The organism is Enterobacter sp. BIDMC 27, assembly GCF_000534415.1.
GTDB classification, from domain to species: domain Bacteria; phylum Pseudomonadota; class Gammaproteobacteria; order Enterobacterales; family Enterobacteriaceae; genus Enterobacter; species Enterobacter hormaechei_C.
In genome coordinates, this window is record NZ_KI973178.1 from 3396400 (window position 1) to 3408818 (window position 12419).

Sequence of the window (12419 nt, forward strand, 5' to 3'; positions counted from 1 at the left end):
TCGCCAGAATTATCTACAGTAAAAGAGAGCCGTCATTGTCGACTGCAAATGAATAATTTGTGCGCTACTCAGCAGCCGCGGGAGAAAACGTGATGGACGATCTGGAGCAGAATTTGCTGTTTCGTTACATGGGTACGCATAGCCCCTGGTGGCGACTGACAGCAGACAGCAATGCTCTGCATCTTGCTGCCAGTGAAAGCGCTGACATCATTCAGGTGGTGGCGCTGGATGATGAGCAGGCCGCGCTGATCCGCCAGCTCACCGTGATAACCTCCAGCATTGCCATGACCCTGCCCTTGTACGGTGTGGACGTTCCCGTTCATCTTGTCGGCCGTAAAATTAACAAAAATGAGTGGGCAGGAACGGCATCAGCCTGGAACGATACTCCTTCCGTGGCGCGGGACCTGGCGCAGGGGCTCTCCTTCGCCGAACAGGTAGTGTCCGAGGCTAACTCCGTGATTGTGATCCTCGACCAGAACGGGAATATTCAGCGCTTCAACCGTTTAAGTGAAGAATATACGGGCCTGAAGGAACAGGAAGTTATCGGGCAAAACGTGTTCAAACTGTTTATGAGTCGTAGCGAAGCCGCGGCCTCCAAACGCAACATCACCGGTTTTTTTCGTAACGGCAGCTCGTACGAAGTTGAACGCTGGATCAAGACCCGCAAAGGGCAGCGCCTGTTTCTCTTCAGAAATAAATTTGTTCACAGCGGCAGCGGGAAAAATGAAATCTTCCTCATCTGTTCAGGTACCGATATAACCGAAGAGCGTCGGGCCCAGGAGCGCCTGCGCGTACTCGCCAATACGGATACGATTACCGGTTTGCCTAACCGAAACGCCATCCATGAGCTGATCTCTGATGCCATCACCGCTAGGGGTGACACCCAGGTAGGCGTGGTTTATCTCGATCTGGATAATTTTAAAAAAGTGAATGATGCCTATGGGCATATGTTTGGCGACCAGCTGCTACAGGCCGTTGCGCTGGCGATCCTGAGCTGCCTGGACGAAGGACAAACCCTGGCGCGCCTGGGTGGGGATGAGTTTATCGTGCTGGCCACCGATACCTCGCAGGGCGCGCTGGAAGCCATGGCATCGCGCATACTGACCCGACTTCGTCAGCCTTTCCGCATCGGGCTGATAGAGGTTTACACCGGCTGCTCGCTGGGCATCGCGCTTGCGCCCCAGCACGGTAACGATCGCGAAAGCGTCATTCGTAATGCCGACACCGCCATGTACACCGCCAAAGAAAATGGCCGGGGCAAATTCTGCGTCTTCTCGCCAGAGATGAACCAGCGCGTATTTGAATACCTGTGGCTGGATACCAACCTGCGTAAAGCTCTGGATAACGATCAGCTGTTAATCCACTACCAGCCCAAAATAACCTGGCGCGGCGAAGTCAGAAGTCTGGAGGCGCTGGTGCGCTGGCAGTCGCCAGAGCGTGGCCTGATCCCGCCGATGGAGTTTATCTCCTATGCTGAGGAGTCAGGGCTGATTGTGCCCCTGGGCCGCTGGGTTATGCTTGATGTGGTGCGCCAGGTGGCAAAATGGCGCGACAAGGGGATCAACCTTCGCGTCGCGGTCAACGTCTCCGCCCGTCAGCTGGCGGACCAGACCATCTTCAGCGACCTGAAGCAGGCGCTGAAAGACCTGAGTTTTGAATACTGCCCGATTGACGTGGAATTGACCGAAAGCTGTCTCATTGAAAATGAAGAGCTGGCCCTGTCAGTGATCCAGCAATTTAGCCGCCTGGGAGCGCAAATTCACCTGGATGACTTTGGTACGGGGTACTCTTCCCTGTCGCAGCTGGCGCGCTTCCCTATCGATGCCATTAAGCTTGACCAGGCTTTCGTGCGGGACATCCATAAGCAGTCCATTTCACAGTCGCTGGTGCGTGCGATAGTCGCCGTGGCGCAGGCGTTAAATTTGCAGGTCATTGCTGAAGGGGTGGAAAGTGCAAAAGAAGACGCCTTTCTGACGAAGAATGGCGTCAACGAACGGCAGGGTTATCTTTTTGCTAAGCCCATGCCCGCTGCCGCATTCGAGCGATGGCTAAAGCGCTATCAGGCCAGAAATGTCCGTTAGCTGGCTTTGCGTAAGCCCGTCGCCTGATGGCGATTTTGCAGCATAACCAGCCGCTCCATGTAGGCGATATCCTTCGGTTCAAGGCAGAAGGCGGCATCAACCCAATCCTCGGTAATGTCCATCAGCTCGCTTCGCGGAAGTGGCAGCACGCGCGTACGTGCACGCAGCATGGCCCTTACGCCGTTGAGCTTCGGCTGTAGCGTGTCGATAAACGTCCGCACCGAAACATAGCTCTGTAACGGCTCGAATAAGAGATCCACAAGACCATGCTGCTCATACCATTCCGCCGTATGCGTCTCACCTTTGTAGATCAGCGCCTCCGCCATTTTCATGCCGGCACGACGCGCCACCAGTGAATAGCCGCCCATGCCCGGGAACAGATTGAACGCGATTTCCGGAAAGCCTAATCGGGCATCGCGCTGGGCCAGAATGAAATGATGCGCCAGCGCGGCTTCAAACCCGCCCCCTAACGCGCTTCCTTCCACCATAGCCAGCGTGACAGCTCCGGTATCAAACCCTCGCGAGGCGGCATGAACGCAGTCCACACAGGCCCGGGCATAGGCGCGTAACGCTTCGCGTCGGTTGTTTTTGATGCACTCAACGAAGAACTGTAAATCACCGCCGGTATTGTAGATGTCGGGGACCAGCGATCCGGTGACCCAAAAATCAACGATAAATCCGGACTGTCGAACCAGCCAGGAGAGATTCATGATCTCCTCGATCAGCGCATGATTGAAGCAAGGCCGTGGCGTGGCACGTAACATCATCCACACCGTACGCCGTTCGGCCTCATAATAAGCCGCCAGTTGAGTGAATCGTTCAGCATCAGTAAACAATGTGCAGGTTGTCTGGTTGATAACTGTCATAGTCGAATTCCTCTTATAAAAAAGCGCGTTGCGCGCAGTTTTAGACTAATCCACCCCTACAACCCGCAGCATACGGGGGCCAAATTTATCACTTTCATTTATGAACTTTGGTTATTGCATTTTTTACCTTCTCTTTTGAATCAATTTTCTGCATCATTGATAATATTAACTTTTCGCTTCAGGGTGAGCTTATGTCTAACATTGATGCAACAGCCGTGGCACAGCGTATTGATACTGTGCTGGATATTCTTGTCGCAGGCGATTATCACTCTGCTATCCGTAACCTTGAAATCCTCAAGTCTGAACTGCTGGCTGAGAACGGCGCTGATAACGCTCCAGAATCCACTCAACCTAAAGCCCCGTGGGAAGTGTAGCCACGTCGTTTCCGCCCTTGCCTTTTAAATGGATGCTATGAATTCCCGACAACAAATCATTTTGCAGATGGTGATCGATCAGGGACGCGTAAGCGTGGTCGATCTCGCTAAAGCCACCGGCGTTTCTGAAGTCACCATTCGTCAGGATCTGAATCTGCTGGAAAAACAGAGCTACCTGCGGCGTGCACACGGATATGCCGTTCCACTGGACAGCGACGACGTCGAAACCCGCATGATGAACAATTATGCGCTCAAGCGGGAGCTGGCGGAGTTTGCTGCATCCTTAGTGAATAGCGGTGAGACCGTCTTTATTGAAAATGGCAGCAGTAATGCCCTTCTGGCGCGCACGCTCGCCGATCAAAAAGACGTTACCATCATCACCGTAAGCAGCTATATCGCCCATCTGTTGAAGGAAACTCAGTGCGAGGTGATACTGCTGGGCGGCATTTACCAGAAGAAAAGCGAAAGCATGGTGGGGCCATTAACGCGTCAATATGTTCAGCAGGTTCACTTCAGTAAAGCATTCATTGGTATTGACGGCTGGCAGCCCGACACCGGCTTTACTGGTCGCGACATGATGCGTTCAGACGTGGTTAACGCAGTGCTCGCCAAAGAGTGTGAAGCGATAGTGCTGACCGACAGCTCTAAGTTTGGCGCCGTACACCCTTATACGATGGGTCCGGCTTCACGCTTCAGCCGTGTGATTACGGATGAGCGTTTGCGCGATGAATATCGCCAGCAATTAGAACAAGACGGCCTGACTGTCGATATCGTGAAAAAAACGGCCTGATTATCCTGCTGCGCCCGAATAATGGGCGCACTTAAACCTTTCTCTGAGAGTATTCTGACCCTGCCTTTAAGAGTTTTTACCTGTTGAAACCGTTCTAAACACGTAAAATTAATATTAGCGATATAACAGGAAGTGACTATCACCTGCGTGATGATGAAACACCTGCGCGACCAGCTTTCACGGGAACAGAATTTAAGTATGGATATTGTCTATACTTAAAGTGCATTCCTTTCCGTGAATCCATAATTCAGGAGAAAGTATTATGACCTTTACCAGCAAAAAATTAGCCGCCGCTGTTCTGGCAATCACTGTAGCAATGTCCCTGAGCGCTTGCTCTAACTGGTCTAAACGTGACCGTAACACCGCGATTGGTGCCGGTGCTGGTGCGCTTGGTGGTGCAGTATTAACGGATGGTAGTACGCTGGGTACATTAGGTGGTGCTGCCGTAGGTGGTGTTATCGGTCACCAGGTGGGCAAATAATCACCATAACGGCTCTCACCGGTATAATAATATATTTTGTATTTTCAGGTCTGACTTACGCACGTAAAAAAAAGAGCCACGGCAATGTCCGTGGCTCATTTATTTTAGCCGCCCGCCAGTTTAACTTTCATTCCTTTGGCTTCCAGCAGCGTTTTAATTAAATCCCGTTTATCACCCTGAATCTCAATAATGCCGTCTTTTACTGCCCCACCGCATCCGCACTTCTTTTTAAGTTCAGCGGCGAGCTTTACCAGGTCTGCATCATCCAGATCAATGCCAGTGACAAGGCAAACCCCTTTACCTTTCCTGCCGCTGGTCTGGCGCTGAATTCGCACGATACCATCGCCTTTTGGACGTTCAGCTTTCTCTTTTGGCTCTTCAATGCGCCCGGTATCCGTTGAATAGACCAGACGACTGTTGGCGTCACGCATTATGCCCCCTTTTTCAGTGATGCATTAATCGCTTTCAGGGTCTCTGCCGGATGAGCGGATTGCGTCACCGGGCGACCAATCACCATATAGTCTACACCCGCGCTCAGCGCCTGCTCTGGCGTCATGATGCGTCGCTGATCCCCAGAATCGGTGCCTGCCGGACGGATACCTGGCGTTACCAGTTTAAAGTCGCGGCCTAGCACAGATTTGAAGCGAACCGCCTCCTGAGCCGAACAGACCACGCCATCGAGACCACACTGTTGCGTGAGGCGCGCCAGACGCTCCGCGTGTTCGGCAGGTGACAACGTCACACCCAGATCGCGCAGGTCGGATTCATCCATACTGGTCAGCACGGTGACGGCGATCAGAAGCGGAGCGTCATTGCCAAACGGCACCAGCGCTTCGCGCGCAGCCGTCATCATGCGTGCCCCGCCGGATGCATGAACGTTAACCATCCACACGCCCAGTTCAGCCGCCGCAGCTACGGCGTGCGCAGTGGTATTCGGAATATCGTGGAATTTCAGGTCGAGGAAAACGTCGAAGCCACGCTGGTGCAGATCGCGGACGATTGACGGGCCGAACAGCGTAAACATCTCTTTGCCTACTTTCAGACGGCAATCGCGGGGATCAATGCCATCAACAAAGGCCAGTGCGGCGTCACGGTTATTGTAATCCAGAGCGACAACTACGGGAGAATCGGTAACTACGCGGGAAGTGGAGGATGTAACAGACGTCATGACCAGCCCTTTTCGTCTATGGGCGCGCAGCGGCGCGGAACAGATAAACGGCGTGCATTCTACCTGCCCTCGGGGTAAATGAACAGAATCGAATGATTTTCCTGCCGAACCTCAGACCGCACGGTGCTGACGAAATCACTGCAAGCATTAGTATGTTGTAACTAAAATGCGGCGTTTTAAAAAATCACTGCCCGTCCAGACCTCGGATTGGCTTAATGGTGGACCACGCCCGGCAGGAAGGGCAATGCCAGTAAAGCGAATAGGCGGTGAAGCCGCATTTCTGGCAGCGATAGCGCGGTTTGCTTCGCACCTGTTCACCCACCATGTCTCGCAGCACCATCAGGCTCTCTTTAGCACGCCCTTCTTCTGCGTCATTAAGGTGATAATCCATCAGCTTATGGAAAACACGCATGGTAGGATGACGCTGCAACTGACGGGTAATGTATACCTGGGCGGTATCACTCCCTTCGTGCTCTTCAACGACGTCGGACAGCATCAGCTCGGCTGTGGCACCGGTGTTTTCTTCAACGCAGCGACGCAGAAACGCAACCCACTCGTCCTGCTTACCTAACTGCTGATAGCAGGTTTGCAGCATTTCCAGCGTTTCGCTGACCAGCTCTTTGTCCTGATCGATAACGCGAAGCAGGCTCTCCACGGCTTTGGCGTAATCACCGTTAGCCATAAAGACCCGCCCCATCATGATCGAGATGCGCGCGCTGTTGCGATCGGCCGCAGCGCCTTTCTTTAACAATGCCATGGCTTTATCCATGTCATCGCTACCCATCTGCTGGAGAGCCAGCTCGCAATAGAAGTGGGCAATTTCGACGCGTTGTTTGTCTTTACCGAGTTTGACCAGCCGTTCGGCGGTATCAATCGCTTTTTGCCAGTCGCTGGTGGCCTGATAGATTTGCAGAAGCTGCTGAAGCGCACCGATACGGAAGTCCGTCTCATCCACCAGCTGAGAGAACATATCCTCGGCGCGATCGTAAAGCCCCGCGGCCATGTAATCCCGCCCAAGCTGCTGCACGGCCAGCAACCGTTGCTCATAGGTCAACGAAGCGCTTTCCATCAGGGTCTGGTGGATACGAATGGCACGGTCAACCTCTCCGCGCGAGCGGAACAGGTTTCCCAGGGTGAGATGCGCCTCAACGGTGCCGGTATCCTCTTTAAGCATGTCGAGGAACAGATCCACCGCTTTATCCTGCTGATTGCTCAGCAGGAAGTTCACCCCCGCTACGTAGTCACGGGAGAGTCGGTTTGCTTCATCCTGTTTTGTTTGTTGCGCGCTTCTGCGGCCCATATACCAGCCATAGGCTGCGGCGACAGGCAAAAGCAGAAACAACAACTCCAGCATATTCGATTATTCCTTGACTACCGGCACACCAGAGCTCGCCGGAATGTCAGACGCAGGCGTAAGTTGATGTTCAAGTCGTTTAATTTTACGTTCAGCGCGAACAAGAGAAACACGAACCTTAAGCCAGAACAGGCCGCATACAAGCCAGCCGATGACAAAACCCGCCGCGAATAACACCGCCAGCAGGCTCGACACCCGGTACTCGCCCTGCGCCAGCAGATAGTTAAAACTTACCTGTTGATCGTTTTGCGCGCCCAATGTGACTGAAATGACAAAAATCGCCAACACCAGTAAGAAAATGAGTAAATATTTCACATGACTTCCCGTTATGTGGTTCGAGCGTATAAAGCGTGTTCAACTCACTGCAATCAGCCTTATAAGCTACCATTTTAGTGGCGGGCGCGAAATGGAAAAAGTAACGCGCCCTACATGGATTTATGGTCAAAATGCGGAATATCAACCTTCAGGTTCCGCCAGACTCCCTTTCGGCTATTTCTTCCTTCTCTTCCGGCGGCGGCGTCAATGGTCCACAAAAACGTTGTGCAAGCCAGGTCGCCAGCGTCACCAGTACCCACGAGATCAGTGTTGCCACCACCAAATCACGCGGCCAGTGCATCCCCAGCAGCATCCGGCTGCCCATTACGCCTGTCGCCCAGACCAGCAAAATCGCAATCGTGAGGGTACGCCGACGCGGCCACAGCAGTCCCACGCCAAGTAGCGCCCAGCTGGCAGCAAACATCGTATGCCCGGAAGGAAACGCAAAGCCGGTCTCTTTTTGCCAGTGTTTGCGTAAAAAGGTCGGGATATCCTGCTGTTCTGCAAGCTGCTCCTTTACCAACGTACCGCGATCTTTACGCTTTAAATTGTAGAACTCATCCACCGGAACATGATGCGTTTTTTCCAGCCAGACGACGAAAGGACGGGGTTCCTGCACGCGATCCTTGACCCACGACTTCACCCCTTGTCCGATAAGTATGGCGCCGCCGAGAATAGCGAACAGTACCAGCGCCGCGCGAAGGCGAAAGCGCAGGCACCACAGGAACCAACCACAGAGCAACACGTGCGTAATAATCCCCCACGGCTGGGTGACCGTCTCGGTTATCCAGTATAAGGCTTTCAGCCACGTCTCGTTTTGTCCGGGCTGCCATATCCAGCCGGAGAACCAAACGACCAGGGGTATAACGAGCAATACGGCGGCTCCTGCGGCCGTTCGTCTGGCAATTGAAAGCATGTCCTCTCCTTTTTCACTAAGCACCACAATCATAACTGAATTTCATCATTCTGGTGGATATGTCGGATTGTGCGTTTAACGTTTGTAAAGCGTGGTGGTGATTAGGTGAAGTTGCCGGGCTTGTGGCAAAATAGTCCGATACAGAAAGCATAATGGGGCAACGGCACGAAACGTGTCAGCCTGGTCTGGAGAATCACATGCAGCTTAAACGTGTGGCAGAAGCCAAACTGCCAACCCCATGGGGCGATTTCCTGATGGTGGGTTTTGAAGAACTGGCAACCGGGCAAGATCACGTCGCCCTGGTGTTCGGCGACATTTCGGGGCAAACGCCGGTGCTGTCCCGCGTTCATTCAGAGTGTCTGACCGGTGACGCGCTGTTCAGCCTGCGCTGCGACTGCGGTTTTCAGCTTGAAGCCGCCCTTTCTCATATCGCAGAGGAAGGACGTGGCGTTCTGCTGTATCACCGTCAGGAAGGTCGCAATATTGGCCTGCTGAATAAAATCCGCGCCTATGCGTTGCAGGATCAGGGCTACGATACCGTCGAAGCGAACCATCAGCTCGGCTTTGCTGCTGACGAGCGCGATTTCACCCTGTGCGCGGATATGTTCAAGCTGCTGGGCGTGGACGAAGTGCGTCTGTTGACCAATAACCCGAAAAAAGTGGAAATCCTCACTGAAGCGGGCATCAATATTGTGGAACGCGTACCGCTGATTGTCGGCCGCAACCCGAAAAACGCGCACTACCTCGATACCAAAGCTGCCAAAATGGGGCATCTGCTGAGCGAGTAAACTCAAAACGCCCGGCACATGTGCCGGGCGAGTTTGTTCAGTCCAGCATCTTACGAATCACATAATGTAAAATGCCGTCGTTCTGATAATAGGTCAGCTCTGTTGCCGTATCAATACGACACCGGCAATCCAGCACTTCTGTCGTTCCATCTGCGCGCGTTAACTTCACCGGAACGGTTTTACCCGGTTGCAGATTTTGCAGACCGCTGATATCAATCTGCTCTTCCCCGGTCAAACCCAGCGTTTTACGCGTTACACCCTGCGGGAACTCCAGCGGCAGGATCCCCATCCCGATCAGGTTTGAGCGGTGGATACGTTCAAAGGATTCGGCAATCACCACGCGAACCCCGAGCAGACGCGGACCTTTTGCCGCCCAGTCGCGACTGGAACCGGAGCCGTACTCTTTACCGGCAATAACGGCCAGCGGCGTACCCTGCTGCTGATACTTCATGGCTGCGTCATAAATTGAAATGACCTCTGTATCCGGCAGGTGGCGCGTCATACCCCCTTCCACGCCTGGGACCATTTCATTGCGAATGCGGATGTTGGCAAAGGTCCCGCGCATCATCACTTCGTGGTTACCGCGGCGCGAACCGTAGGAGTTGAAATCGCGACGTTCCACGCCACGACTTTGCAGATACCGACCTGCCGGACTGTCCGCCTTGATGCTACCCGCAGGGGAGATATGGTCGGTGGTGACGGAATCGCCCAGCATCGCCAGAATGCGCGCGCCGTGAATATCTTTCAGCGGTGCAGGCTCCGCCAGCATTTCGTCGAAGAATGGCGACAGGCGAATATAGGTGGAATCATCCTGCCAGTCATAGGTATCGGAACCCACCACGTCGATCGCTTTCCATTCCGCTGTGCCTTCGAACACTTCCGCATACTCTTTGCGGAACATCTCGGTGGAAACTTTCTCTACCGCGCGCGCAATTTCGCGCGATGATGGCCAGATGTCTTTCAGATAGACCGGTTCATTTTTGCGATCGTGACCAATCGGATCGGTCGCCAGGTTAATGTTCATGTTTCCGGCCAGCGCATAGGCTACAACCAGCGGCGGCGAGGCCAGCCAGTTGGTTTTCACCAGCGGATGAATACGCCCTTCAAAGTTTCGGTTACCGGAAAGTACCGCGCCAACGGTCAAATCCCCCTGCTTGATCGCCATTTCAATAGGTTCAGGCAGTGGACCAGAGTTACCGATGCAGGTCGTACAGCCGTAGCCCACCAGGTTAAAGCCCAGCTCGTCGAGGTAAGGCGTGAGTCTGGCCTGTGCCAGGTAATCGGATACCACTTTCGAACCAGGCGCCAGGGAGGCTTTAACCCAAGGCTGTGGCTTGAGCCCCAGCTCTACCGCTTTTTTTGCCAGCAGCCCGGCAGCCATTAACACACTCGGGTTGGACGTGTTGGTACAGGAAGTGATAGCGGCGATCACCACGGCGCCGTCAGGGAGCTGATACTGATGCCCGTTCAGAACATAGTCCACCGGACGGTGATCTTTTTGTGCGGCGTTAACTTCCAGCTCATTGCTGGCGGCAAAGGCTTTCGGAACGTTGCTCAGGGCGACGCGGTCCTGCGGACGTTTTGGCCCTGCGAGGCTTGCCTCAACGGTGCCCATATCCAGTTCCAGCGTACTGGTAAATACCGGCTCGTCACCCGGGTTACGCCACATGCCCTGCGCTTTGGTATAAGCCTCAACGAGAGCCACCTGCTCCTCGCTGCGACCGCTGAGGCGCATATACTCCAGCGTAACGCTATCAATCGGGAAAAAGCCGCAGGTCGCGCCATATTCCGGTGCCATGTTGGCGATGGTGGCCCGGTCCGCCAGCGGCAGTGAATCCAGACCATCGCCATAAAATTCAACGAATTTGCCCACCACGCCATGCTTACGCAGCATCTGGGTGACCGTCAGAACCAGATCCGTGGCGGTAATGCCTTCGGATAATTTACCGGTCAGCTTAAAGCCCACCACATCGGGAATGAGCATTGATACCGGCTGGCCGAGCATGGCCGCTTCCGCTTCAATACCACCGACGCCCCAGCCCAGAACGCCAAGGCCGTTAATCATGGTTGTGTGTGAATCGGTACCCACCAGCGTATCCGGGTAAGCCACCCACTCTTTATCCTGCAATTCACTCCAGACGGCTTTGCCAAGATATTCCAGGTTGACCTGGTGACAAATGCCGGTGCCCGGTGGAACAACGCTGAAGCGGCTGAACGCCTGCTGACCCCATTTCAGAAATACGTAGCGTTCATGGTTACGTTCCATCTCCAGACGGACGTTTTCGCCGAAAGCATCGTCGTCACCAAAGTGATCGACGGTGACGGAGTGGTCAATGACGAGGTCTACCGGGGACAGGGGGTTAACCTTAGCAGTATCGCCCCCGAGACGCTTAACGGCTTCACGCATGGCAGCCAAATCCACAACCGCTGGCACGCCGGTGAAATCCTGCATTAGCACCCTGGCCGGGCGATAGGCAATTTCTCTGTCTGCATGAGCATTTTTCAGCCACCCTGCCAGAGCCTGGATATCCTCCTCGGTAACCGAGTCGCCATCCTGCCAGCGCAAGAGGTTTTCCAGTAAGACTTTCAACGACTTGGGTAACCGCGAAATGTCCCCAAGCGTTCTGGCAGCCAGCGGTAAGCTGTAGTAGCGCCAGGTTTTATTTTCCGCCTGTAATGTGTCCTTACTGGCTTCGCGTAGGGTTAACGACATAAGCTCCTCCTTAAAAACAGGGATGTCCTGACAATCATCAGGGCTGTAATTAAAGATAACACAAAGATGTCGTAACGTTTTGATAACAACCCAAATTGATAAATTTAGGAATGGTCCAACGCGAGGGATAAAACAAAAAACCCCGCCGTGGCGAGGTTTTACGATTTAGTGCAAGGCCAGCCAGAGGAGCTGACACCAGAAGAGGATAGACGCTGAGAATACGCCGAGCCATGACCAGTATTTTACGGTTGTCATGTTATTCATCATAGGGACACCAGACTTTAATTATTTAAGGTTGCGAGGTCTGCCCTCGTTCTATATTGCTGATGTGTATTTATTAAGGAGTACAAAAGTGCACAGTCTATATTCAGACTATTTGCATCATTACGCAAAAATCAAAATTATTGTTTTTTGGGTTCGTCTTCCGCGAACACATCAATAAAGGCCTGCTGCTGCGGCGTCAGTTTCCAGGAAGCTGGCACGCTGGTTGCTGGCGCCTTACGGGCTTTGTGAGCATTGTCACGAAGCTGACACATCTCTTTTCTCGCTTCTGTACGCACCGTCATGACCATA

The 12419-nt window shown here is 53.5% G+C and carries 14 protein-coding genes; 5 read left to right on the plus strand and 9 right to left on the minus strand.

The features are described 5' to 3' along the window. The first annotated feature begins 89 nt into the window (after nucleotides 1-89). The gene (gene pdeR / locus L463_RS06730; RefSeq protein ID WP_032103394.1) at nucleotides 90-2081 is read left to right on the plus strand and encodes a cyclic di-GMP phosphodiesterase; all 1992 of its coding nucleotides are present in this window, start codon (nucleotides 90-92) and stop codon (nucleotides 2079-2081) included. On the opposite strand, the gene L463_RS06725 is transcribed toward pdeR, so the two are convergent. After that, nucleotides 2078-2947, minus strand: coding sequence for a crotonase/enoyl-CoA hydratase family protein (locus L463_RS06725; RefSeq protein WP_023296712.1), 870 nt, complete (start codon nucleotides 2945-2947; stop codon nucleotides 2078-2080). The two genes, pdeR and L463_RS06725, sit on opposite strands and share 4 nt — an antisense overlap. Before the next feature lie 191 nt (nucleotides 2948-3138). Between L463_RS06725 and L463_RS06720 the strand changes: the two genes are divergently transcribed. From L463_RS06720 to osmB, 3 genes are all read left to right on the plus strand, one after another. Further along, nucleotides 3139-3321, plus strand: coding sequence for a YciZ family protein (locus L463_RS06720; RefSeq protein ID WP_003856825.1), 183 nt, complete (start codon nucleotides 3139-3141; stop codon nucleotides 3319-3321). A gap of 37 nt (nucleotides 3322-3358) precedes the next feature. Next, nucleotides 3359-4111 (plus strand): DNA-binding transcriptional regulator YciT, encoded by a 753-nt coding sequence (locus L463_RS06715; RefSeq protein WP_023296713.1) that lies wholly within the window; start codon nucleotides 3359-3361, stop codon nucleotides 4109-4111. Between the two features lie 262 nt (nucleotides 4112-4373). Then, on the plus strand, nucleotides 4374-4592 hold the full coding sequence (gene osmB, locus L463_RS06710) for an osmotically-inducible lipoprotein OsmB (protein ID WP_017384212.1): 219 nt from the start codon (nucleotides 4374-4376) through the stop codon (nucleotides 4590-4592). A 104-nt stretch (nucleotides 4593-4696) separates the two neighbouring features. Here the strand turns inward: osmB and yciH are convergent, their stop codons facing one another. The 5 genes from yciH to pgpB form a co-directional block, all read right to left on the minus strand. Continuing rightward, on the minus strand, nucleotides 4697-5023 hold the full coding sequence (gene yciH / locus L463_RS06705; RefSeq protein ID WP_003856822.1) for a stress response translation initiation inhibitor YciH: 327 nt from the start codon (nucleotides 5021-5023) through the stop codon (nucleotides 4697-4699). Beyond that, nucleotides 5023-5760 (minus strand): orotidine-5'-phosphate decarboxylase, encoded by a 738-nt coding sequence (gene pyrF / locus L463_RS06700; protein ID WP_032103384.1) that lies wholly within the window; start codon nucleotides 5758-5760, stop codon nucleotides 5023-5025. Before pyrF ends, yciH begins: the two co-directional genes overlap by 1 nt. A 184-nt stretch (nucleotides 5761-5944) precedes the next feature. Next, the gene (lapB, locus tag L463_RS06695; protein ID WP_003856819.1) at nucleotides 5945-7114 is read right to left on the minus strand and encodes a lipopolysaccharide assembly protein LapB; all 1170 of its coding nucleotides are present in this window, start codon (nucleotides 7112-7114) and stop codon (nucleotides 5945-5947) included. Nucleotides 7115-7120: 6 nt separating this feature from the next. Next, nucleotides 7121-7429, minus strand: coding sequence for a LapA family protein (locus L463_RS06690; protein ID WP_003856817.1), 309 nt, complete (start codon nucleotides 7427-7429; stop codon nucleotides 7121-7123). Between the two features lie 148 nt (nucleotides 7430-7577). Further along, complete coding sequence (gene pgpB, locus L463_RS06685) at nucleotides 7578-8345, minus strand: phosphatidylglycerophosphatase B (RefSeq protein WP_032103383.1); 768 nt, start codon at nucleotides 8343-8345, stop codon at nucleotides 7578-7580. 197 nt (nucleotides 8346-8542) lie between these two features. Here pgpB and ribA point away from each other — a divergent pair, with 197 nt between their 5' ends. Further along, nucleotides 8543-9133, plus strand: a complete 591-nt coding sequence (ribA, locus tag L463_RS06680) for a GTP cyclohydrolase II (RefSeq protein ID WP_003856813.1) — start codon at nucleotides 8543-8545, stop codon at nucleotides 9131-9133. Nucleotides 9134-9170: 37 nt separating this feature from the next. On the opposite strand, the gene acnA is transcribed toward ribA, so the two are convergent. From acnA to L463_RS24425, 3 genes are all read right to left on the minus strand, one after another. Then, nucleotides 9171-11846 carry an aconitate hydratase AcnA gene (gene acnA / locus L463_RS06675; RefSeq protein WP_017693321.1) on the minus strand — a complete coding sequence of 892 codons (2676 nt, stop codon included), beginning with the start codon at nucleotides 11844-11846 and terminating at the stop codon, nucleotides 9171-9173. Between the two features lie 165 nt (nucleotides 11847-12011). Then, nucleotides 12012-12110 carry a small membrane protein YmiC gene (ymiC, locus tag L463_RS24610; RefSeq protein WP_032103392.1) on the minus strand — a complete coding sequence of 33 codons (99 nt, stop codon included), beginning with the start codon at nucleotides 12108-12110 and terminating at the stop codon, nucleotides 12012-12014. A 137-nt stretch (nucleotides 12111-12247) separates the two neighbouring features. Beyond that, entirely contained in the window at nucleotides 12248-12412 is a 165-nt protein-coding gene (locus L463_RS24425) for a hypothetical protein (protein ID WP_162183706.1), read from the minus strand. Nucleotides 12413-12419: the final 7 nt, after the last annotated feature.